We start from the raw sequence: 24,200 nt of genomic DNA, 5'->3' as shown, positions 1-24,200 counted from the left end.
CCGGTTTTTCTATTAAAACTGGATGTTTAAGTTTGTCGCACCGCCATTTTCATGAAATCTGCTATCAACCTACCCATCCCGCATAAGCAAAACGGTGCAGTAACATGATTTGAAGTCCCACATTAATAAGGTACAAAGCCGGAAGATATTTCTCCCCGAATTTTTTAGAGCTTGCAATAAACAGCATGAAAAGTGTAAACACTAACAAAACAAAAATCATTCTGCTACTCTCTGAGAAACCTGAATACCCCGTTCCTCTTAAATTGAGTGAAAACAGCGTTAGCAGGCCAACTGATGTATAAAGGCAAAGACTCTTGTAATTTAACACTGCCCGATGCGAGAGAAAATAAAGCATGACCGTAAAAAAGGGTGTCGCCATTAAAAATCTGTTAAGAGATAATAATGAAGTGCCTCCATCAGGATCTTTGCCACCAAATAGCAGTATTGTTATAAGGGCCATCATTACGTAAGTTAGGCTGAAGACCTCTACTCTATCCACGACGAAGTTCTTTTTTCTTTTAAACTTATTATACAGAAGAATACATAAAATGGAAAAGGCTAATAAACCAAAAAAGAGAGCCGTGCCGTCTAACCACAAGTGCTTAAGCCCTCCCCAGCTGGTAAGAGGGAATTCCGGAAGGCTCAGTTGACGCGACCAACCATCTTTAAAGAACACCAGCCAAACCCCGGTAGCATAGTATTGAAAAGCAAATACGACAATTACAGCAAGCACTATGACGCCTGAATAAATCAGGACGTTCTTCAAAAAACTTTTGATGTCTTCAAAAAGCAACAGCTCCATGGCGAAAATTGCCGGGATAAAAAAAGCACCAGATGGTCTTGTCATTGATGCGAAAAACAAACCTACCACGACCATTGGTTTATTTGAACTTTTCAATCCCGCCAAAACTAACGCTGAGAAAAAAAAGAAAGTTGCCTCTGAGTAGGGCACGTACATAAATATGTTACTAGGAATAGAAATGAAAAACAGGAAATACCACCATGAAAAATCAAGCGTTTTTTTAAGAATTAGCATTCCTAAACTAAAGGCTATAAAATTATAAATACACAGTCCCTCTACACCCGCGCCAAAAATTTTCCAAAGTACTTTCCATGTGTAGGGGAACAAGGGGAAAAATGCCGTGTTACCTGCTTTGTTTGCTTCAAATTTATACCCGTGTTCCGCTATGGTTGCATAAAGACCGGCATCCCATTTTTTAAGGTAAAAAGGATCTATAACAGTAATAAATCCAGACAATAAAAAAAGTTTATATACAAGGAAAAGAATTAACAAATGAAGACAAGGCATCAGAAAAAAACTAATGTAGTGTAAAAGATTCTTCTGATTATTTAACAACATGTTTCATCTTGTTTTTAGGATAGAAATTGTAGTGAATTTGGGTATGGCAACCTTTTCAAATGTAATAAAAAAAATCCCCGGATCTTTTGATCGGGGACTTTTTTGACCTTTTAACTTACTTAGCCTTTTACTACTTATTTTTTCTTTTTAAAAAGATAAAATCTACACTTCATGCAGTAAGCCATTCCTTCTTCCTTCATTGCCATTTTACAAACAAAGTTTCATTACAAACTCTTTAATTGTCCTTCAATGGATTCAATTTTAGACAATGCGTCACTTTCTTTCTTACGTTCACTTGCTATAATTTCCGGCTTTGCATTAGCCACGAATTTTTCGTTTGACAATTTTATTTGTACCGATTTTAAGAAGCCTTTGTTGTATTCCAATTCTTTTGTGAGACGTTCTTTTTCTTCCTCTACATTAATATTGTTGGCTAACGGAATATAAAATTCCGTTGTTTTAACTGTGAAACTATACGCTCCCTCCACTTTTTCTTTTGAATAAGAAAATGCAGAAAGATTAGCAAGCTTCACAATAACATCATCAAAATAAGAACGGTCGGCCGAAGATTTTTCTATGACTTCTAATTTTTCTTTCGGCGACATTTGTTTTTGCGCGCGAACATTTCTTACCGTAGTTACTATTTCCTTCGATACTTCGAACTCACCTAACAGCCTGGCATCTAAAGATGCTAACTGCTTAGGCCATTCCGCAACAATCACACATTCTTTTTCTGAACGTTCTTTAAGTAAATGCCAGATTTCTTCAGTCACAAAAGGCATCCAGGGATGCATCACTTTTAAAAGTTGTTCCAGGAAATTAGTAGTAGCATCGTAAGTTGTCTGATCAATGGGCAAAGATTTACCGTCGACAAATTCTGGCTTAATAGCTTCTAAATACCAGGCACAAAAATCATCCCACACCAATTTATACGTTGCCATCAAAGCATCACTCATTCTGTATTTAGAATAATGATCGTTGATTATTTCCAGTTGCTCCGATAATTTATTTTCAAACCAGGTAATAGTTGCTTTAGAAGAGTTTGGCTGCATATCGGCTCCGTTCGCAGAAACAGCAGGAATAACCTCAAATCCTTTAATCAAACGAAACGCATTCCAGACTTTATTGGCAAAGTTTCTACCCTGTTCACAATCTTTTTCATCAAACAACAAATCGTTTCCGGCAGGTGAGCTCAGTAGCATTCCCACACGCACACCGTCTGCTCCGTACTTGGTTACAAGATCAAGCGGATCGGGAGAGTTTCCTAATTGTTTACTCATTTTTCTTCCCAACTTATCTCTTACAATTCCAGTAAGATAAACGTTTGTAAAAGGTTTTAAATCTGCAAACTCTTTTCCGGCAATGATCATACGTGCGATCCAGAAAAATAAAATATCCGGGCCCGTTACTAAATCATTTGTAGGATAATAATATTTCACATCTTCGTTGGCTTTTGCCCATCCATTTTTAATTACTTCCGGATCAAAAACCGTTAGCGGCCATAACCATGAAGAGAACCAGGTATCAAGAACATCTTCATCCTGTTTTAAATCTTCTGGTTTTACAGCTGCGTTTTTTGCTTTTAATAATTCCAGAGCTTCTTCTTTGGTTTTACAAACTACCGTATTTCCTGCATTGTCGTACCAGGCCGGGATACGTTGTCCCCACCAAAGCTGACGGCTAATGCACCAATCGTGAACATTTTCCATCCAGTGTTTGTAAGTGTTAATGTACTTTTCAGGAATTAATTTCACTTCTCCGTTTAACACAGCATCTAAGGCAGGTTTACTAATCTCCTCCATTTTTAAAAACCATTGCATAGATAGCTTTGGTTCAATTACCGCATTGGTTCGTTCGCTATAGCCAACTTTATTTTTTATCTCTTCGATCTTCTCAACCAGACCTTGTTCTTCCAAATCTTTAATAATCTGTTTACGGCAGGCGAAACGGTCCATACCCACGTAGGCACCTGCAGCTTCACTAATTTTTCCATCCGGAGTCAGAGCATCAATAGTTGGAAGATTATATTTCTGTCCAAGGTTAAAGTCATTAATATCGTGCGCAGGAGTTACCTTTAATGCACCTGTTCCGAAAGAACGATCCACATATTCGTCAAAAATAATCGGCACTACACGGTTTACTACAGGCACAATTATGTTTTTTCCTTTTAAGTGTGCGTAGCGCTCGTCGTGTGGATTTACGCAAACAGCAGTATCACCCATAATAGTTTCAGGCCGTGTAGTAGCAACTGTTATGTATTCCTTTGCGGCTGAGCCTGGCGAAGGCTCAATTTGGTATTTTACGTAAACCAGCTTACTGTTAGTTTCTTTATGAATAACCTCCTCATCACTCAGAGCTGTGAGGCCCTGTGGATCCCAGTTCACCATACGAACACCACGATAAATCTGACCTTTATTAAAAAGGTGAATAAAGGCATCTAACACCGACTCTGTTAAAGCAGGTTCCATGGTAAAACGTGTACGATCCCAATCACAACTGGCGCCTAATTTCTTTAACTGTTCTAAAATTATTCCGCCATATTTTTCCTTCCAGTCGAATGCATGTTTTAAAAACTCTTCACGTGAAAGATCTGTCTTTTTAATTCCTTTTTCTGCCAGCAGATTTACAACTTTTGTTTCCGTTGCAATACTTGCATGATCTGTTCCCGGCACCCAGCAGGCGTTAAAGCCCAGCATACGCGCGCGGCGAATTAAAACATCCTGAATAGTGTTATTAAGCATGTGCCCCATATGCAACATACCCGTTACGTTAGGAGGGGGAATGACTATAGTATAAGGTTTGCGGTGATCGGGTGTTGATTTAAAAAACTGATGTTTCATCCAATGCGGATACCATCTCTGCTCTGCTTCGCCGGGGTTATATGTCTTGGCTATCTCCATGTTAATTTAGTAGAAAATATTTTGTTAAATTTCGTAAAATTACGGAAAGAATCCCGTGTTTGTAATATCTTTATGGCACGATTTTAGTATTTTAGTACTTCATCAATTAAAAAAATTTAATCTCTCACTAATTAAAAAAGACACACATGAAAAAGCTAATTTTTACTTTAGGTTTAGTTGCAGGTTTATCTGCTTTCACATTTGCACAAAGCACTCACAGTGCAGACGATGGGCATAACCACGGAACTCCGGCTCCTGCAGCTGCTGCAAGTTTAGCGGATATCAAAATGGACAAAATGGAGCATGATTACGGTACAATCAAACAAGGTGGTAACGGGGAGTGTGAGTTTAAATTTACTAACAGTGGTAAAGAACCATTGGTAATTACTAATTGCCAGGGAAGTTGCGGTTGTACTGTGCCACAATGTCCACCAGAACCAATCCTTCCAGGAAAAACCGGTGTTATTAAAGTAAAATACGATACTAACCGTCCGGGTGCGATCTATAAAACAGTTACTGTAAACTCTAATGCAAAAAGCGGTAACGTAGTTTTAACTATTAAAGGAAATGTTGAAGTGAAACCAGTTGAGTCTGATTTCCCTACTAACACAACTCCTGCAGGTGCACCTGTTGAGAAAAAAGGTTAATCCCAGAAACTAATTTAAAATGAAAAAAATTCTTTCGTTCCTGTTTGTGATTTTTGGTTTAAGTCTTCTTAATGCCCAGGAGTCTGTTGTTCCGAATATGGATCCTAACGCTCCAGACATTAAATTTGAATCGGAGGTTCTGGACTACGGTGTAGTTGAATATAAAGCAAACGGAATTCGCGAATTTAAATTCACCAATACAGGTAGAACTCCATTAACTATTACGAGTGTATCTGGCGAATGTGGCTGTACTGCAACTACCATTGATGGTAAGCCAGGCTGGCCAACAGAACCGATACTTCCGGGTAAGAGTGGTGTTATTAAAGTGAAATACGATACTGAACGTGAAGGTCGCTTTGATAAAGGTGTTACCGTTACTTCAAACGCAAAATTCGCTACAAAAAAAGTACGTATTAAAGGTGAAGTAAAATCTAAACCAACAGCCCCGGTTACAGGTGGTTAATGGTTCTCAAATAGTCAAAAATCCCCTGGGCTCAGCCAAGGGGATTTTTTATTTAAGGATGCTTTTTAGCTTTCTTTTAATCCTGTCTTCCTCTAAAATTTTTTCACAGGCAAAGTTGGAAATTACCGACGACAAGAAAAATTTTGGCTTCGTAAAACGCGGAGAAATTGTAAAGAATGAATACGAAATAACGAATGCGGGGAAGTCTCCGCTTTACATCAGCGATGTGGAAATATCCTGCTCGTGTACTACCTCCGATTTTTCTACCAAACCCATTCTACCTGGACAAAAGGCAACCATTACTGTTATTTTTAATAGCAGCACAACTTATGGCAGACAGGATCGCGTTGTTTACGTTCATAGCAACGATCCGAAAAGCCCCCACAAATTGAGATACAAAGGGATCGTATCTTCTAAATAAACCTAATTTTCTAGCTCTGTTTTAATTGCCTGAAAAACTCAGAGGCAATAATCGAGGTAGCCATAGCGGCATTGAGGGATTCCGTTCCGTTATTTTGGTTGGCTGGAATGGTCAGTTTTTTGGTAAGAAGATTTAAATTCTCTTCACTGATACCATTTGCTTCGTTTCCAATTACGATGAGTCCGTTGGTAAGTTTCTCTTTGTAAAGATTACTTCCCGTTAATACTGCGCCATAAATAGTTTTAATCTGTTGTTTTGCAAGCAGATCTTTTAACTCTATGTAAACGCTGCTAACTCTAAGGAAGGCTCCCATGGTAGATTGAATCACTTTAGGATTATAAAAGTCGCAACTGCCCGGAGAACAAAAAATAGTAGAAACACCAAACCAATCTGCCAGGCGTATGATGGTACCAAGATTACCCGGATCGCGAACATCGTCGAGAAAAAAAGCGAAATTATTTTCAAAATCGAAATCTGCTTTTGGCTCCTTAAAATATCTACAGATGGCCATAACGCCGCTTGGCGTGGTTTGCAGGCTAATCTTTTTTAACTCCGCTTCGCTTACTTCTGTGTATTTTAGGTTTAATCTCCGAAGCGTTTCTTTATGTGCTTCTATAAATTCTCTCGTCGCAAAGATATCCTCGAGTAATATCGGTGCGTGCTCTAAAATTTCAAGCACCGTTTTTATCCCCTCTGCAATAAATTGTTTTTTAGATTCTCTGAACTTTTTTATTTGCAGAGATTGTATTTCCTTTATTTGATTTTTACTAAGCATATTTTACCCTAAATTAGCGTATTTTATAAAGCCGAATTGCACGTCAACACAAAAATAATGAACCTTTCCTGGTGGCCTGCAAATGCTGCGCTTATCAGAAAGGCCGGCGTACTGAGTTTACTTCTGTTTTTTGCTTCCTGCAATCCCACAAAAAAATTATTACCCGGACAATATATTGTTGAAAAGGTTGAAGTAGAGAATTCAAAGGCCACTAATATTCCAAAAGAGAGTTTCCAGGCTTTTTTCAGACAGAAACCCAACCGGAAATTTTTCAGACAGGTTCAATTTTTTGTATGGTGGTACAATTTATTCGATGAGAAAAAAATAAATGAAAAAAAAATCAAGCGCAATTTAAAATACGATCGTCTTAATGCGGAAAAAGTAAAACGTTTCGAAAAGAAAAATGCGCGTCGTTTTAAAAGAGGTAAGCTGGCCAAACAACCAAAATTAAAGGACAAAGAAAGTCTGATGTTTGTTGAAAGCCTTCGCGACATTGGAGAACCGGCTGTGGTTTATGACTCTGCATTAACTCACCAGACCCTTTTTCAACTGAGTAAATTTTTATTCAGTAAGGGTTACTTTGATAATAAAGTTTCCGACACCGTACAACTCATACGGAACTCGAAACGTGCGATTATCAAATATTATCTATTGCCCCGCCAGAGCTACACCGTTAGTCAAATTAGCTATGAACTTAAAGACAAAAACCTCGGCGCACTCATTTTAAAAGATACTGTAAATTCTCTGTTAAAAACGGGGATGCAATACGATGAGGATAAATTTCAGGCCGAACGCCAAAGGATTACCGACAATGCGCTCAATAACGGCTATTTTTATTTCGAGAATGCTTACATCAATTATGGCGCAGACACTAACTGCGTTAATCATTCTGTAGCAATGAAAATAAAATTGAAGCGATTCTCGCAGGCAACCAGCGCAGATAACGACTCGCTGGTGGAAATCGATCATCCCCGATTTAAGATTGCCAATGTTTTTATTATCACCGAAGGGTTGGTAGGAAATCCGCGGGATTACGTTTTTAAAGACACCGTAGTGTCAAAAAAGAAAGGATTAATCTTTCTTTTAAATAAACCCCTGGCATACAAACGTAAAATCATTTCTTCCAATACAGATTTATATCCCGGACAATATTACAGGAAAGACAGCGCACAGCAAACTTATAAGCAATTACTGGGACTAGGCATCTTTAAAAACGTGACCATTCAATTTCTTTTGAATAAAGATTTTACCAATGAACTTGATTGTTACATCATTTGTAATCCTTTATTGAAACAATCTGCAACAGCTGAAACAGAAGGCACTAACACCTCGGGAAATTTAGGCATAGACGGCAGCATTATTTATCAGAACCGTAATTTTTTCAGGGGCGGAGAATTGGTAGAGATCAAACTCCAGGGTTCTGTTGCAGCACAAAAACCACTAAATTCTAATGAAGGTGTGGTTAGTGGCGTTGGAGATATTAACTCCGTGCAAAAACTTCAAAAAACTTTTAATACCATACAGTTTGGTCCGGAAATTTCATTTTCAGTTCCCCGTGCTTTTTTCCCATTCTCTTTATTACCTTTTAAGAAAGATCAGCAACCCAGAACTTTTATCCGGACTTCTTTAAATTACCAAACGCGTCCTGAGTTCAGCAGAATCATTACCAACGTGGACTACGGTTTTAGCTTTAAAACTTTTAACCGTCAATTAAGACATGATATCGTTCCTTTTGAAGTATACCTGGTCCGTGCAAATTTGTTAGACAGTTACACGAAATTATTAAAGGATTATAACGATGCATTTTTGCTTAACTCTTTCCAGGATCACATTACAACACTCAGCCGATACGGGCTTACCTACACTTCCAAAGAAAATTCTGTAACCGGGCAGAAAGCAGCCTTCTTTGCAAAATTAAATTTACAGTCGTCTGGAAATATTTTACGAGCCTTTTATAAAGCTACGGATCAGCCCAGTGACAGTTTAGGGCGTTATAGAATTTTCAATATTCCTTTTGCTCAATTTTTAAAAGCAGACATTGACTTTAGAATTTATATTCCCATTCGTAAAAAAAGCCGTATCGTTTACCGTGTAGCAGCGGGTATTGGTAAACCTTTGGCCAACTTAAATGTACTTCCGTATGAACAAAGTTTTTTTAGCGGCGGACCAAACGGTGTGAGAGCATGGCGCGCTCGGACTTTGGGACCCGGAGGATATGATCCAAGAGATAGTCCGGCACGCTTTGACAAAATAGGGGACCTGTTACTAGAAGGAAATATTGAATACCGTTTTCATATTATCAAATCTTTTTATGGAGCTTTATTCGTGGATGCGGGAAATATCTGGCGTTTACAACCCGATCCGAATAAGCCAGGTGCCGAATTTATTGTAAGTAAATTTGCGGACCAGGTTGCCATAGGCGCTGGTGCAGGAATTCGCTGGGATCTTACTTTTTTTGTTTTGCGTTTAGATGTAGCAGCACCTTTAAAAGATCCTAAATTTCCAGCGGGAAGCAGGTGGACTTTTGATAAACAAGGCTGGCAATATTCCGTTATCAATTTCGGAATAGGTTATCCATTTTAAATTATTTTTAGTATGCAGGTTGCAGGATTTACAATTATACGAAACGCCCTTAAGTACGACTACCCGGTGGTGGAAGCCATTACTTCCATTTTACCCATTTGTGATGTTTTTTATGTAGGAGTAGGAAACAGTGACGATGGCACCCGCGAATTAATTGCCTCTATACCTTCCGACAAAATAAAAATTATTGATACCGTATGGGATGACAGCATGCGTGAAGGCGGAAAAGTTTTATCGTTAGAAACAAATAAAGTCTTTGATCAGATTCCAAAAGAGTATGATTGGTGTTTTTACATTCAGAGCGACGAGTGTGTGCATGAGGCAGACCTTCCAAAAATAAAAGAAAGCATGCAGATGCATGCCATGGACAAAGCCGTTGACGGACTTCTATTTGAATACAAACATTTTTACGGCCATTACAAATACGTGGGTGTTGGACGACGCTGGTACAAACATGAAATCCGTATTATAAAAAATAATAAAACGATTCGCTCTTACAAAGACGCGCAGGGATTCAGAACATTGGATGACAAAAAATTAACCGTCAAAAAAACGGGCGCTTTTATTTATCATTATGGCTGGGTGAAGTCACCAAAAGCGCAGCAAGCCAAACAAAGTTCTTTTCACAAGATGTGGCACGACGATGCCTGGATGAAAAATAACATTCCTGAAGTGGAAGAATTTGATTACAGTAACATTGATCTTTTAGAAATCTATAAAGGCTCGCACCCAAAAGTTTTTGAGACCCGCATTCAACACGCAAACTGGAATTTTAAATACGATCTTAAAAAAGTAAAACGAAATTTAAAATACCGTTTTTTGTTTTTGGTGGAAAAGCTTACGGGTTGGAGGATTGGAGAGAACAGGAACTACCGAATTACTTAGTGAGTGGTGAGTACGTAATAGCATTTACAAAATAAAGATCGCTGCTATGATCATAATTACAATGATTACAGCATATTGCCAGAAGTCTACAAAGTAAGGGTAAAGTTTTTTCCAGTTATTTTTCTGTTCTTCCATATACTACCACTTAGCAGTTGGGTGCATTCTTGGAAGAGATTGCATTTCAGCAAGAATGTAACTTAAGTGTTCGCCGTGCAAACCTCTTCTGCTACCGGTTTGCATAAAAGTTGTTTCCGGAATTTGAATGTTTGCTTTTTCAAGCAGCTCAAAAATTTCTTTTTCCCAAATGGGTTTTAATGCTGCAAGATCTACAGAGATTCCGTCTTTTAAAAGAGCCTCATCTGTCTTGGTCATTTCAAATAATTCGCCTGTATATTCCCAGGTGGCGTCAAAACCTTTTTGTAAACGTTGTAGACTTTCTTCTGTTCCATTTCCAAAACGCATTACCCAACTAAAACTGTGACGTTTATGGTAAGTAATTTCCATGACCGATTTTGCGGAGATGCCTGCGAGGGTTTCGTCTTTACTTTTTGAAAGCGCCGTATAAAATAACAGATCGAAACAATCTATGAAAGCCTGGCGAATAATGGTCTGCGCATAGTCTCCGTTAGGTTGTTCTGTAATTAAAGCGTTAAAATATTCTCTGTCGTTACGAAAAAAAGCAAGATCATCTTCTGTTCTTCCTTTGCCTTCAACTTGCGCGGCATATTCCAGCAGACCTTTTGCTCTGCCAAAAATATCCAGGGCGATATTCGTCAAGGCGAGATCTTCTTCTAAAAAAGGACCATGCCCTGTCCACTCGCTCAAACGCTGACCAAGAATAAGACTTGTATCTCCTAAACGTAAAGTATAATTAAATAAAGCTTCCTTCGAATCCATAAGTTTTGTTCGTCTTAAATTTATATTACATATGCCCTACTCCATCAGGAATCTGGTAGAAGGTTGGATGACGAAAAATTTTATCGTTAGCCGGTTCAAAAAACGGACCCGCATCTTCAGGACTACTCGAAACAATGGCTTCGCTGGGTACTACCCATAAAGACATGCCTTCGCCACGACGCGTGTATAAATCGCGGGCATTTTGTAAAGCCATTTCTTTATCATAAGCATGAAGGTTGCCACAATGTACAAATGGCTGACCAGATTTTTTTTGAACAAATACTTCCCACAAAGGGCCTTGACTATCACTCATATGAAATTGAAAAAAATTGAATTATAAATTATTAAGCAGCTTGTGATTTTTCACTTTGTTTTTTACCGTAGGCTGCTGCTGCTGCTCTTACCCACTCTCCTTCTTTGTGCGATTTATTGCGGGAAGTCATACGTTCTTTATTGCAAGGGCCATTTCCCTTGATAATGTTTTTGAACTCTGCCCAATCTGGCTCGCTGAAATCGTAAGCTTTTCGTTCTTCGTTCCAAACCAACCCTTTATCAGGAATTGTAAGACCCAGATATTCTGCCTGTACAACTGTTTGATTTACGAAACGTTGACGTAACTGATCATTTGTTTCACGTTTAATTCTCCATTTAATAGCATTCTCACTATTTGGACTTTCGCGATCGGGTGGACCAAACATCATGAGTGTAGGGAACCACCAACGGTTCAAAGCATCCTGCGCCATTTCTTTTTGAGCGGGAGTACCAAAAGCCAAATGCGTCATTAATTCGTAACCCTGGCGTTGATGAAAACTCTCTTCTTTACAAATACGCACCATTGCACGGCTATAAGGTCCATAAGAAGAACGTTGTAACATTACCTGGTTCATAATCGCTGCGCCATCTACGAGCCAGCCCACTGCGCCAACATCGGCCCAGGTTAAAGTAGGATAATTAAAAATCGAAGAATATTTTGCTTTTCCCGTAAGGAGTGCGTTCAACATTTCATCACGGCTCGTACCTAAGGATTCAGCGGCAGTATATAAATACAAACCGTGTCCTCCTTCGTCCTGCACTTTTGCCAATAAAACAAGTTTGGAACGCAGACTTGGAGCGCGTGAAATCCAGTTTCCTTCAGGTAACATACCAACGATTTCGCTGTGAGCATGTTGAGAAATCTGGCGAATAAGATGCTTGCGGTAATTTTCAGGCATCCAATCTTTTGGTTCAATCATTTCATTTTTAGCCAGCTTGGCTTCAAATAAATCTTCAAAATTAACAACGTCCATAATCTGCTGGAATTAAATTATTGCTGCAAAGATAGGATTTATAGGCTTTTAAATCAAAAAAAACGGTATTTATTCGTTACCCGAAAGCAAGGTGATTCGTGTGGAATTTTAATTTTTTTATAGGCTTAAAACGGCTATTTTTGCAGCCTATATTAAACCTATGGCACGTTTTCATACACTTAAGATCAAAGATATCCGTCGCGAAACAGCAGATGCAGTTTCCATTGCTTTTGAAGTTCCTCCACAACAACAACCCGAGTACCAATTTAAACAAGGGCAGTATGTTACTTTAAAACTTAATTTAAAAGGAGAAGAAGTAAGGCGTTCTTACAGTCTTTGCTCGAGTCCGTACAGCGAAAAAGAATTGCGCGTGGCTATTAAAGAAGTTAACGGCGGGCTTGTATCCACCTATATCAACCGCGAGTTAAAAGTGGGAGATATGATAGAAGTGATGACGCCGATGGGAAATTTTCATACCGTGTTATCTGGTGCCAAATCAAAAAATTACGTTCTTTTTGCAGGTGGTAGCGGAATTACTCCCATGATGAGTATTTTAAAGAGCGTTTTGTATGTAGAAAAACAAAGCAAGATCACTTTAATTTACGCCAACAGAAGTGAAGAGACTTCTATTTTTAGAGAAGAATTGGATGTTATTTCGGGAAATAATCCAAACCTCACTGTAGTGCATGTTTACGATCAGCCGATTCAAAAAATATCAGACTTGCAAACCGGGATTCTTACTACAGAAAAAACAAAAACTTTGGTGGAAACCTTTGGCGGTTTAAATGCCGACGAATACTTTGTTTGTGGTCCTGCGCCAATGATGGAAAACGTAAAAACCACGCTGGAAGCACTAAAAGTTCCGAAAGAAAAAATTCACATTGAATACTTTACTGCTGTTATTGAAGCTGTAGCAAAAGCAGAAGTAGCAACAGGTGGTAATGTAAATGCAAAAGTAAAAGTTCTGCAATACGGAATTGAAACCGAATTTAACCTGGAAACAAGCAGTATTAGCATACTGGACGCTGCAATAGAAGCAGGCGTTGACGCACCTTTTAGTTGTAAAGGAGCAGTTTGTTGTACATGCCGCGCTAAAGTATTAGAAGGTCAGGTAAAAATGACCGCTAACTTCGCTTTAACCGACGCGGAAGTAGAAGAAGGATTTATTTTAACCTGCCAGGCACATCCGATTACTCCAACAGTAGTAATCGATTACGATGCATAGAAAAAATTAAATTTATACCAATAAAAAATGTTTCGCATAGCGGGACATTTTTTTTTGCTTCACTCCCATCTTTTAGAGGCCAAAACCCGCATTTTCACGGTGATTTAATCACAAAAATCTTCTAAATCTTACATGTGTTTTCTTTAGACTGTTCTGCTCAGTTTTGCCATGTTATCAAACTCTATTTTTACTGTATAAATCTAACGCAGCAAAAAATTAGAAAAAATGGAACTTCATAAGTTACTCCAGAACCAGATTAAAAACTTTCTTCCTGACGGCGCTGAGAAAAATGATGATTTTAAAAAATTTATCGCAGCCGTTCAGCAAACGTATGCAACATTTGAAAGTGAAAACGAAAAACTTTCTAAAACACACAAATGCGATGAGCAGGAATATTTACGTTTAAGAAAAAAACAAACCGAGAAAAAAAGAGCTATCGAAGCTTTAAAAAAGAGCGAAGAAAAATACCGTAACATACTTGAACGATCTACCGACGTAATTTACAAAACTAACCGCATGGGTTATTTCACCTTTGTAAATCCTGTAATGGAACGTATGACTGGATTTTCAGCCATCGAATTATTAAATACACATTTCTCAAAATTGATTCGCGAAGATTTCAGAAAGATGGCTGCGAACGTTTATTTGCTTCAAATTGAAAATAAACAAGCTACCTCCTATCTCGAATTTCCGATAATAACCAAGAGTGGAAACGAGCGATGGATCGGTCAAAGTGTACAGCATACACAACTTAGCGAAGTTGATTTCGAAATGACTGCTCTTGCAATTGACATAACAGAAAGAAAAGCTTCTGAAAAAACCATTATTTTAAGGGAAGAGAAATACCGCAACATTATCGCGAACATCCATATGGGACTTGTGGAAGTGGATCTTCGCGAGATTATCCGTTACTGCAACCAGGGTTTCTGTGACCTTTCCGGCTACAAAAAAGAAGAATTAATTGGCAAAAACATTGTAGATGTTTTGGTATCTGAATCAAGCAAAAGCACTTTAAAAAATAAAACTGCACAACGTTCAAATGGATTGTCGGATATCTATGAGATAGAAATAAAAAATAAATCAGGAGAGCTAAGATGGTGGATGGTGAGTGGAGCTCCAAATTACGATGATGGTGGAAATCTCATAGGCTCAATTGGAATTCACCTCGATATTACAGAGCGTAAAACGCTTGAACAAAAACTTAAAATTTCTCAGAAAAAAGCGGAAGAATCTTCCCAGGCAAAAGAAGCATTCTTAGCTAACATGAGTCATGAAATCAGAACGCCTTTGAATGCGATAATCGGGATGATCCGTGAATTATCTTACGAAAATCTGAGCGCGAATCAGCGCCATTACGTTCAGATCACTTCTACTGCTTCTCAACATTTATTATCTGTACTAAATAATATTCTCGATATTTCTAAAATTGAAGCGGGAGAATTTCAGTTAGAGATGCAGAATTTTAACCCGGATGAAGTTTTGAAAAATGTAGTGAACATCATGAAAAATTCTGCCTCAGAAAAAAATCTCTACCTGAATGCTACTGTATCACCCGACATTAAAAAAACTTTAGTGGGAGATCCAACACGCATTCGCCAGATCTTTTTAAACTTACTCGGAAACGCTGTGAAATTTACGCAAACAGGTGGGGTGAGCATTGCCTGTGAATTAGAAACGGAAACTTCAACCCATCAAACTATCTTGCTTTCAATTAAAGACACTGGTATTGGCATGGGAGAAAATTATGTGAAAAATATTTTTTCAAAATTTTCACAGGAAGATGTTACCACGGCGCGCAATTATGGAGGCACAGGACTGGGTATGGCAATTACCCGCGAACTCATCCAGCTGATGAATGGAACTATTGATGTTCAAAGTAAACGTCATCATGGCACTACCATTCAAATAAAATTAACTTTACCAATAGGACAAGAAATAGAGGTGGAGAAAAACAGTGTTCAGAAGAAAACTGCGAACAATGTTCAGATAAAAGTTTTATTAACGGAAGACAATGAATTTAACCGTCTTGTGGCCACCAGAACTTTAGAACGTAACAATTTTAGTGTTAGCATTGCTACCAATGGCGCTGAAGCGGTTAAACTACTTGAAACTGAAAAATTTGATGTGATTTTAATGGATTTGCAAATGCCCGTTATGGATGGCATTACAGCAACTCAAAACATTCGCCACACATTAAAATTAAAAACGCCTATTATAGCTTTGAGTGCTAATGCGTTTAAAACAGAGAGCGACCATTGTTTAAGTATTGGCATGAATGATTATGTTACCAAGCCCTTTGAAGAAAAAGTCTTAATGGACAGCATCTATAAACAACTTGGAAAAACTGAAATCATTGAAAATGCAGAAGCGATCTCCTACGCTTCTAAAAAATTATACAATATGGATGAGCTGAATTTATTGAGTGGTGGCGATAAGGCGTACATGGAAAAACTTGTTGAAATTTTTATCCGTCAAACGAATTCTTCACTCAAACAAATGAAAGAAGCTCTTGCAATTAAAGATCTTAAAACTGTTTTTCAAATCTCGCATCAACTAAAACCAAGTATTGATGGCTTTCACATTGATTGTCTGAAATTGGAAGTACGCGAAATTGAAAAAAATGCGAAAGAAGGAATTTATTCTGTAAAACTTGAAAAGTTAGTGAGTTATGCTGATGACATTTTAAACCAGGTGATGAACGAGCTACAGATAGAGTTCGGACCAGATAACGGCGACCGTCCAAGATTCGAATATCAACCCTGATTGGCATTACTCCTGGTTAAACAGGCTAAACAACAATCTTACATATGAATGAATAAAACATAGGATGCCGGATTAAAAAAAGGAGTGTTCCTATCTTTATACCAGATAAAAAAACTGTACTATGCGTCCTTTAAAAAACGTGCTAAACATTGGCATTTCGAAACGAAACAGCGAGAGTTTGAATCGCAAAATCAAATTAAACAACCTGATTATCATTTTTGTATGTATTGCCTGCTTGGGCTATGTTCCAATGCATTTATACTTTAAACTATATACGTTGATGAGTATTACCATGTCTATATTTTGCATGGCGATTTCCTGTTTTTTCCTGCAAGCCTACAAAAAGCATTTACAAGGCTTTATACTTTTAACTTTCAGTATGCTTGTGCTTATGACCTTAACCAGTATGGCTTTTGGTCTATTCACCAACTTCCATTTTTTCCTTCTGTGCATTTGCATGACTACCATCGTTTTTTTTGACGAGATGAAACTTCTGCGCTACTTTATCTTCGCACTTTCTCTCCTTGGCTTTTTTGCTTTGCTTTTTTTATTACCTGTTAAAACTGCAGTATCAATCAAATCTGTTCAACTTACTACTGTGCTTACAATTTATGGGTATTTTAATTACTTTATTCTGTTTGCTTTCACCACTTTGTTCTTTACGGCGTTTGTAAGGCAAAACTCCGCGTATCAAAAAAGAATTCTGAATCAAAACGCGATCCTTGAAAATAAAAATAGTCAGATCAATGATTCGTTAAGATACGCTAAGCATATACAGAGTGCGATCTTGCCTTCGCTGAGCGACATAAAAAACTACCTGTCAGAAAGTTTTATTCTCTACAGGCCAAAAGACATTGTGGCCGGCGATTTTTATTGGATGCATCCTTTAAATTCAAACGAGGTTCTTTTTGCTGCTGCCGATAGCACCGGACATGGTGTACCAGGCGCCATGGTAAGTGTAGTATGCACGAATTCGCTGAACCAGGCTGTAAAAGAATTCGGACTTACCGATCCAGGACAAATTTTAGACAAAGTTCGTGAACTGGTAACCGATTTTTTTCAGCATTCCGATACCGACGAGATAACTGATGGCATGGATATTTCGCTCTGTCTCATTGACAAAGAAAAACGCAGTATTAAATGGGCTGGCGCTAACAGTCCCCTTTGGGTTATACGAGAAAACAGTGATGAACTCACCATCATTAAACCCAATAAACAAGCAGTAGCAAAAACAGACAATCCCTTGCCTTTTACCACGCACCACTTGCAACTAAATCAGGGCGACTGCTTCTATTTATTTACCGACGGTTACGCCGACCAGTTTGGCGGATCTTCCTCTAAAAAATACATGCAAAAACGCATCAAAAAATTACTCTTATCTATTTATAAAAAGACCATGATTAAACAAAAAGGCCTGATCACCGACAACTTGTTACATTGGATGGGCAACCTTGAACAAGTGGACGATATTTGTTTTATTGGGGTTAAAATGTAAAAGAAAACCACACCCACTTACAAAAAAACTATAAAACTTACATCTGTAATAATTCCATAGGCATTTTTAACACAGAGAATTCCAAGAGCCCGTTTTTTAAATAACTTTATAGGGATTAACCCACCAAAGAAACTAGTTTAAGGAATGAAACCAGCGCTGCGAATTACGCTTATTATAACCCTTTTTTTTTGCCTCTATTGTAACATTTTCGTTTTTTTTATTGATCCCATGATTGAACGGATACTGATTCAGTATTATCCAGAACAATCAGCTGATACGCTCGAGAATGTTATTTTGATTGTCATATCCACCCTCACCGCCTTTTTTTTCTGTTATAAACTGATTTTAGCCTATATGGCTGAACAAAAGAAAACGCATGAGATGCGCGCAAGTTGGGCGGCTGTTATAAGGAGTGAAGAAAACTATAAAACATTAATAAACCGTATCTCAGAAGGATTTGTTTCAGTCGATAAGAACCTCTTTTATACTTATGTAAATGAAAATGTGTTAAAAAGCACGGGCAAAACTCATCATGACGTAGTAGGAAAATATATCGGTGATGTTTACCCCGAATTTATGAGTACCCGCACTTTTCAGGCTATGGAAAAAGCACTTATTGAACAAAAATACATTTCGCTCACCGACTTTTACGAACCTACACGTACCTGGCTGGAAAATCATATTTATCCTTCTTACGATGGGCTCTCGGTTCTTATTAAAGACATTACTGCAAAAAAAGGCACGCAATTATTACTCGAAAAAAATGAAAAACGTTTCCGGGCACTGATTGAAAACTCTGAAGACATTATAACGATGATGAATGCAGAGGGAATTATTATCTATGTGAGTCCTGCCTTTATAAGAGCCACCGGTTACGAAGAAGAAGATATAATAGGAAAATCTTTCTTCAGTTTTATGCCGAACGAAAACACACCTACTTCTCATCAAAAACTTCAGGCCATTCTTCAACGACCAGGCAAACGAATTGAATCGAGTAACCTCCTTCGGGCAAAAAACGGAAACTATCTGTTAATAGAAGGAACCGTTTCAAACCTCTTGCAGGACGAAAACGTACAGGCCATCGTTTGTAATTTCAGGGATGTTACAGAAAAAAAGAAGATAGAAGAACAACGGGAAGAAAATGAAATTTTTTACAGAAATCTTTTTGAAAATCTCTTAAGTGGTTTTGCCTACTGCGAACTCATTTATGAAAATACTACCGTTGTTGATTACACGTACATAGCTGTAAACAAATCTTTTGAAACTATAACTGGTTTAAAAAACCCTGCCGGAAAAAGAGTTTTAGAACTTGTTCCGGATCTGAAACAGCATCAGCATTTTTTTAATCTGATCACGAAAGTAACGGCCGAACGCACCGTAGGCACTTCTGAATTATTTATAGACTCGCTGAGTATTTGCTTTTCCGTTTCCATTTACAGTCCTAAAAAAGGATTTATAGTTCTTCTGTTTGAAGATATCACTGAAAAGAAAAAACTGGACGAGCAGAAATCACTCTTTGCAACTATTGTAACTTCTTCCCAGGATGCAATTATCAGTCGCACTTTAGACGGCACAATAACCAGCTGGAATCGTTCAGCAGAAGAACTTTTTGGTTATACCGAAGCAGAAGCCATTGGAATGGATGCTTCAGAATTTCTGCCACTTGCTGAAATTGACGAATCTTATCATACGGTGGATAAACTGAAGAGCCGCGAAAACATCAAACATTTTGAAACACTGCGTATTAAGAAGAATGGTGAAAAGGTTTTTGTCTCTTTAACCATTTCACCCATCTTTCAAAACGAAGTAGTTACCGGAGCTTCGATCATTGCCCGTGACATTACCGATAAAAAAATAGCCGAAGAAAAAATCAGATACTCGGAAAACAACTTAAGTGCCATTATTGAAAACGCTACAGAAGCTTTTGTTTTAATGGATAGAAATTTAAAAATTAAAGCCTTTAATAAAAAAGCCCAGGCCAGCCCAATTTTTAAATTCGGAAATAACGAGATAGAACAAGGCAGGCTAATGATTGAGTATGTGAACTCACAAAGAAAAGACTTCCTTTACAATGTTCGTGAAAAAGTTCTAAAGGGTGAAACTGTGCAGTATGAAATTGATTACTATTCAACACCCGAAAAAAAAATATGGTACAATATAACTTTCACTCCTGTATGGGAAAACGGGGAAACAGAAGGGATTTGTGTGGCCATTCTGGACATAACCAATAAAAAATTATCGCAGGAACAGATCGTTAAATCAGAAGAAAACTTAAGAACTATTTTTGATAACGCCTTACAAGCGTTTATTTTAATGGATCCTGACGGCACCATTAAAGCGTTTAACGCGCATGCTGTAAAACACCTGAAAGTAGCTTACGAAACAGAAATTAAACTAGGTGCTTCCATACTCGATATCATTGACGAGAAAATGAAACATTTTCTCAGAAGCATTATTCGAAAAACGCTGTCGGGAAAAACTTTTCAATTCAGCAGAGCCTTTGAAACCGATCGCGGGAAACTAATCTGGTTAGATTTTACGATTAGTCCGGTGAGCAGAGGCACTAAAATAACCGGTTTTTGCATAGTTGGCAGCGACATTACAGAGAAAAAAACCATGGAACGCGAACGGGAGTTCGACCGGAAAAATCTCGAATCGCTCATAAATAATACCAGTGATTTAATGTGGAGTGTAGATCAGAATCGGAAATTAATAACCTACAATAAACCGTTTTCAGAACTTGTTCTGCACAGTACGGGAAAACCTGTCAGCAAAGACACCGATCTGCTTGCCATTCAACATGACGAAAAAATACGAAGAAGATTTAAAGGGTTTTATGAGCGCGCTTTAGCAGGAGAATCTTTCACAGAGGTTATGGAAAATGATGGCTCGGAACTAAGTTGGTCTGAAATTTCGTTTTATCCAATATATAATGACCACGAAGTTGTAGGCACAGCTTGCTTTCTTCGCAACATTACCGAAAGAAAAAAATACGAAGAACTCCTCCTTAAAAATTCGCAGGAAAAAGAAAGCTTTATTAAAGAGTTATCTCAGAACAACAAAGACCTGCAACAATTTGCTTATATAACATCCCATAATCTTCGCGGACCGGTAGCGAGTTTAATGGGATTGTCCAATTTGCTTGATAATTTCAAAATAGAAGATCCTACTTTGCTGCAAATTCTTGAAGGGATAAAAAAATCAACCCTCCGGTTTGATGAAACTATAAAAGATCTCAATACTATCTTAACCGTAAAGGATACTCCTACTGTTCAAAGGGAGCGTCTTTCCTTCTTTACCACCTTTCAGAAAACAATTGATCAATGCGATACTTTAATTAAGGAATGCGGCGCAGAGATTGTGTATGATTTTAGCGAGGTTTATGAAATAAGTTTTAATAAATCTTATCTGGACAGTATTTTTTTGAATTTAGTAACCAATGCTTTAAAATACCGTAACAAAGCGAAAACCCTTAAAATTAATGTTAGAACAGAGCTGGCAAATGGAAAAACTATTCTTAGATTTAGTGATAACGGAATCGGAATTGACATGAAGCTTCACGGAAAAAAAGTATTTCAACTTTACCAGCGTTTTCATCATAACCTCGAAGGAAAAGGGTTAGGTTTATTTCTCATTAAATCGCAACTCGAATCATTTGGCGGATCAATAGAGATTAGGAGCGAGGTAAATGTTGGCACAGAATTTATTATAACCTTTTAAAAAAACCCATCAAATGAATAACGACGAACCAAATTTTAAACATAAATATGTGATGTTGATCGACGATGAAGAAGTAGATAATTTCATCAATGAGCAGCTTATTACTTCTTATCGCTTTTCTAAATACGTTTATATAAATACAAGCTCCAATAGCGCGCTCGAATTTTTAAATAACCTTGCTACCACTTCGAAAGAATTTCCTCAGGTTTTCCCCGATGTAATTTTTGTCGACATCAATATGCCGATTGTAGATGGCTTTCAATTCATACACGCGTTTCAAAAAACACTTGAAAGAACACCTAAAAAACCAAAATTGGTAATTTTAACTTCTTCTGTTTCTACCGATGACAAAGAAAAATCGAAAGCGCTCTCAAAAGATATTGTATTTTTAAACAAACCTCTTACGCAAGCCTTACTCGACAATATTTAATTAAAGCGAGCCGAAATCATCCATATCACGCCTATCTTTTTTGGTTGGCCTGCCCGTGCCCCTTTCTCTTTTTATATTTACCTTAAAAAATGCTGAGGGTAAAACTTCCCCCTTTTTCTCGGGTGGTGGTGAAAGATCCAAATAATGCTTTTGCGCTATTTCAAAACTCTGGCGTTTATCCATGAGTGCACTCACTTCAATAATCTTTTTATCGTAACCAATGCTCATAGTGTAACGCTCACCCACCTTAACAACATGCGAAGGTTTAAATGATTGTTCATCGAGTTTAACTTTCCCGCCTTTGATAGCATCTGACGCCAGTGTGCGGGATTTATACATGCGGATGGCCCATAGATAGGTATCAGCTCTTACTTCCATATTAGTGCAGAACAATTAATTTACAAGTGAATATTTCGGATTCATGTTTTAAACGGAGGGAATGAAAGCCATTTTCCAGCTCAGAAATAGTAATTTCTGCTCGATCGCCGATGGTGAATACATCCAGGTTCTTGACCAACACTCCAAATGCATTAAAAATGCCTCCGCTAAGTTTAGTATTTTCTACCTCCGGAATTTTGAGTGAAAGCACTTCCCCTGACTCATAATGCGGATTTGGATAAACATATAAACCTTTCTGTACAGGCGAGTTTACGAAAATGCTTTTTGAAAAAGACGTCTCCACACGCGGTTCAAGCCTAACTTTGTAGTAATTTACCTGATCAAAAACCGGCGCAAAGTGCGTAAAACTTTTTTCTTCGCTTGTGGCTGAAGTTCCGCAAATTCCGGGCTCTGTAGCTACTTCGTCATAATTTAACGAATCCAGGCTATGTAAAATCGTAAATCCACTGCAGGTAGCGCCGGGCTCTATGCTGAATTTAATTACTACGCTGGTATTTGTAGGATAGAGCGCTACACTGCTTATTCGTTGTTGCGCATGTACCATACAGCCTGGCGCAAAAATCGCGATAAGGGTCGGTACTAGTTTATTCCTCGGTAATCCAGACAAAAGAATTTCGGTTGTTATAATATAAAGTTAGTACATAATTTCCTTTTTTAAGACCCGCCAGCTTAGTATCGATGCTCAATTTATTGGCTCCTCCATAAACGCGCCTGTCTTTAAAAATAATTTTTTCAAAGCCCGGCTCCAGTGGTTTTGTAACCACTGCGGTGATCAGAGCATTGTTTTTAATTTTGAAGTCAAGATCTATTTTATCTTCAAATTTAAAACTTCGGGCAATCTCTATTTCCTCAGCTGCATCTTTCAGGTAATACTCATTTATAGTACTCTCATTAACCGACACTTCATAAAGGCCAAAACGTTTAGAGCCATCAGCCTGCAACCAACGGGCTTTCATGCCATTGTTATCTTCAAGCTCCAGAAAGTTTGAGTTAAACGCAAAAGGCCGTGAATTTATTTTGTAATAATCAAATTTTAACCCGCCGTTTTTACTCAAGGCCAATGTCAGGTCAGTTTCTTTGCCCTGCGCAAAATTCTGTTTATCAAAATATAAAACATAAACAAAACCAGTCAACGTATCTACTTTTATGCAAGGCTTAAACTGCTCCCGGTGATTTGGACGGTAACTCACAAGCACTGGCTCTGTCCAGGTTTGACCTTTATCATCACTATAAACTAAAAAAACGTCTTTATTTTTAACGCCATTTTTTTCATCACTCCAGGTAATATAAATCCGGCCTCTGAATTCGCCGTTACTCAGATCACAGGTAATAAAAGGCAATCCGTTCGTTTTAATCTCGTCTACTTTATTTGCCCAGCCGCCCTTAATTGGGTTAATGATTTTTTCTTCTTTTAACCAGGTTTTTCCACTGTCTAAAGAACATTGAAAAGCTAATCCTTTTGGGCTCGCCCAGGTTATGTAGACTTCTCCGTTACTGCCAACGCAAGGCATTGGCCCTTTAACAGTGCTGTCGCCATCAAGACAGTCGCCAGTAAAAAAATTAAGTTGTTTAGGCGTTGTCCATGTTTTCCCTTCATCAGAACGCGAATAATAGATAACTGAAACGTCTCTTTTTTGTTTGCTTTTATAACTATCGAATTGAGTCCACGTTGCATGCCAGAGTTTGCGCACAGGATCAAAATAAGCATGAGGTGCGTCTTTATGTTTTGTGTTTTTATCTTCAATGGCAAACTTAGGTGCTGCTGCCGGCGCGAAATCGCCTTCGGTAAGCAAGGCGTTAAACTGTGCTTTGTTTTGTTTGAAAACCAGCAACAGAAAGCAAAGAAGAATAACCCTTTTTATCATGTACACAAAATTAGAAATAATCAGCTAACTCCATGGGACGCAGAGCAAATTATTCTTTTTATAATAGGTAGTAAAACACTAACTTT

At 38.0% G+C, this 24,200-nt stretch carries 19 protein-coding genes; 10 read left to right on the top strand and 9 right to left on the bottom strand.

Annotation, left to right across the window (positions count from 1 at the left end):
* Positions 1 to 64: 64 nt before the first annotated feature.
* Both CNR22_12295 and CNR22_12290 read right to left on the bottom strand, forming a co-directional pair.
* The gene (locus CNR22_12295; protein ID PBQ32520.1) at positions 65 to 1,360 is read right to left on the bottom strand and encodes a hypothetical protein; all 1,296 of its coding nucleotides are present in this window, start codon (positions 1,358 to 1,360) and stop codon (positions 65 to 67) included.
* A 224-nt stretch (positions 1,361 to 1,584) separates the two neighbouring features.
* Positions 1,585 to 4,260 (bottom strand): valine--tRNA ligase, encoded by a 2,676-nt coding sequence (locus tag CNR22_12290; protein ID PBQ32519.1) that lies wholly within the window; start codon positions 4,258 to 4,260, stop codon positions 1,585 to 1,587.
* 146 nt (positions 4,261 to 4,406) lie between these two features.
* Between CNR22_12290 and CNR22_12285 the strand changes: the two genes are divergently transcribed.
* Genes CNR22_12285 through CNR22_12275 form a run of 3 tightly spaced genes read left to right on the top strand, consistent with a single transcriptional unit; the run spans position 4,407 to position 5,791 of the window.
* Positions 4,407 to 4,907, top strand: a complete 501-nt coding sequence (locus CNR22_12285) for a hypothetical protein (GenBank protein PBQ32518.1) — start codon at positions 4,407 to 4,409, stop codon at positions 4,905 to 4,907.
* Between the two features lie 19 nt (positions 4,908 to 4,926).
* The gene (locus tag CNR22_12280) at positions 4,927 to 5,370 is read left to right on the top strand and encodes a hypothetical protein (GenBank protein ID PBQ32517.1); all 444 of its coding nucleotides are present in this window, start codon (positions 4,927 to 4,929) and stop codon (positions 5,368 to 5,370) included.
* Positions 5,371 to 5,428: 58 nt separating this feature from the next.
* The gene (locus CNR22_12275) at positions 5,429 to 5,791 is read left to right on the top strand and encodes a hypothetical protein (protein ID PBQ32516.1); all 363 of its coding nucleotides are present in this window, start codon (positions 5,429 to 5,431) and stop codon (positions 5,789 to 5,791) included.
* Between the two features lie 10 nt (positions 5,792 to 5,801).
* On the opposite strand, the gene CNR22_12270 is transcribed toward CNR22_12275, so the two are convergent.
* Positions 5,802 to 6,566: an RNA methyltransferase gene (locus CNR22_12270; protein PBQ32515.1), complete on the bottom strand. Its 765-nt coding sequence runs from the start codon at positions 6,564 to 6,566 to the stop codon at positions 5,802 to 5,804.
* A 57-nt stretch (positions 6,567 to 6,623) separates the two neighbouring features.
* On the opposite strand from CNR22_12270, the gene CNR22_12265 reads away from it, so the two are divergent.
* Together CNR22_12265 and CNR22_12260 are read left to right on the top strand one after the other, a co-directional pair.
* The gene (locus CNR22_12265; GenBank protein PBQ32514.1) at positions 6,624 to 9,149 is read left to right on the top strand and encodes a hypothetical protein; all 2,526 of its coding nucleotides are present in this window, start codon (positions 6,624 to 6,626) and stop codon (positions 9,147 to 9,149) included.
* A gap of 12 nt (positions 9,150 to 9,161) precedes the next feature.
* Positions 9,162 to 10,034 (top strand): glycosyl transferase, encoded by an 873-nt coding sequence (locus CNR22_12260; GenBank protein PBQ32513.1) that lies wholly within the window; start codon positions 9,162 to 9,164, stop codon positions 10,032 to 10,034.
* A gap of 138 nt (positions 10,035 to 10,172) precedes the next feature.
* On the opposite strand, the gene paaI is transcribed toward CNR22_12260, so the two are convergent.
* Genes paaI through CNR22_12245 form a run of 3 tightly spaced genes read right to left on the bottom strand, consistent with a single transcriptional unit; the run spans position 10,173 to position 12,217 of the window.
* Complete coding sequence (gene paaI, locus CNR22_12255; GenBank protein ID PBQ32512.1) at positions 10,173 to 10,931, bottom strand: phenylacetate-CoA oxygenase subunit PaaI; 759 nt, start codon at positions 10,929 to 10,931, stop codon at positions 10,173 to 10,175.
* Between the two features lie 25 nt (positions 10,932 to 10,956).
* Entirely contained in the window at positions 10,957 to 11,244 is a 288-nt protein-coding gene (locus CNR22_12250) for a 1,2-phenylacetyl-CoA epoxidase subunit B (GenBank protein PBQ32511.1), read from the bottom strand.
* 31 nt (positions 11,245 to 11,275) lie between these two features.
* The gene (locus CNR22_12245) at positions 11,276 to 12,217 is read right to left on the bottom strand and encodes a 1,2-phenylacetyl-CoA epoxidase subunit A (GenBank protein PBQ32510.1); all 942 of its coding nucleotides are present in this window, start codon (positions 12,215 to 12,217) and stop codon (positions 11,276 to 11,278) included.
* 160 nt (positions 12,218 to 12,377) lie between these two features.
* Here CNR22_12245 and CNR22_12240 point away from each other — a divergent pair, with 160 nt between their 5' ends.
* The 5 genes from CNR22_12240 (at position 12,378) to CNR22_12220 (ending at position 21,850) form a co-directional block, all read left to right on the top strand.
* Positions 12,378 to 13,442 carry a phenylacetic acid degradation protein gene (locus CNR22_12240; GenBank protein PBQ32509.1) on the top strand — a complete coding sequence of 355 codons (1,065 nt, stop codon included), beginning with the start codon at positions 12,378 to 12,380 and terminating at the stop codon, positions 13,440 to 13,442.
* Between the two features lie 225 nt (positions 13,443 to 13,667).
* Positions 13,668 to 16,205 carry a hypothetical protein gene (locus CNR22_12235; protein ID PBQ32508.1) on the top strand — a complete coding sequence of 846 codons (2,538 nt, stop codon included), beginning with the start codon at positions 13,668 to 13,670 and terminating at the stop codon, positions 16,203 to 16,205.
* A gap of 121 nt (positions 16,206 to 16,326) precedes the next feature.
* Positions 16,327 to 17,700, top strand: a complete 1,374-nt coding sequence (locus CNR22_12230) for a hypothetical protein (protein ID PBQ32507.1) — start codon at positions 16,327 to 16,329, stop codon at positions 17,698 to 17,700.
* 144 nt (positions 17,701 to 17,844) lie between these two features.
* Positions 17,845 to 21,420 (top strand): hypothetical protein, encoded by a 3,576-nt coding sequence (locus tag CNR22_12225; GenBank protein ID PBQ32506.1) that lies wholly within the window; start codon positions 17,845 to 17,847, stop codon positions 21,418 to 21,420.
* Between the two features lie 13 nt (positions 21,421 to 21,433).
* Entirely contained in the window at positions 21,434 to 21,850 is a 417-nt protein-coding gene (locus CNR22_12220; GenBank protein ID PBQ32505.1) for a hypothetical protein, read from the top strand.
* Here the strand turns inward: CNR22_12220 and CNR22_12215 are convergent, their stop codons facing one another.
* From CNR22_12215 to CNR22_12205, 3 genes are read right to left on the bottom strand one after another with little or no spacing between them, the layout of a single operon-like run.
* Positions 21,851 to 22,228: an RNA-binding protein gene (locus CNR22_12215; protein ID PBQ32504.1), complete on the bottom strand. Its 378-nt coding sequence runs from the start codon at positions 22,226 to 22,228 to the stop codon at positions 21,851 to 21,853.
* 1 nt (position 22,229) lies between these two features.
* Positions 22,230 to 22,793 (bottom strand): hypothetical protein, encoded by a 564-nt coding sequence (locus CNR22_12210; GenBank protein PBQ32503.1) that lies wholly within the window; start codon positions 22,791 to 22,793, stop codon positions 22,230 to 22,232.
* Positions 22,794 to 22,833: 40 nt separating this feature from the next.
* Entirely contained in the window at positions 22,834 to 24,114 is a 1,281-nt protein-coding gene (locus tag CNR22_12205; GenBank protein ID PBQ32502.1) for a hypothetical protein, read from the bottom strand.
* Positions 24,115 to 24,200: the final 86 nt, after the last annotated feature.

The sequence above is a fragment of the Sphingobacteriaceae bacterium genome, from assembly GCA_002319075.1.
GTDB lineage: Bacteria > Bacteroidota > Bacteroidia > B-17B0 > Aurantibacillaceae > Aurantibacillus.
The sequence above is the reverse complement of the archived record's forward strand: the minus strand, read 5'-3'. Positions and strand labels throughout refer to the sequence as shown.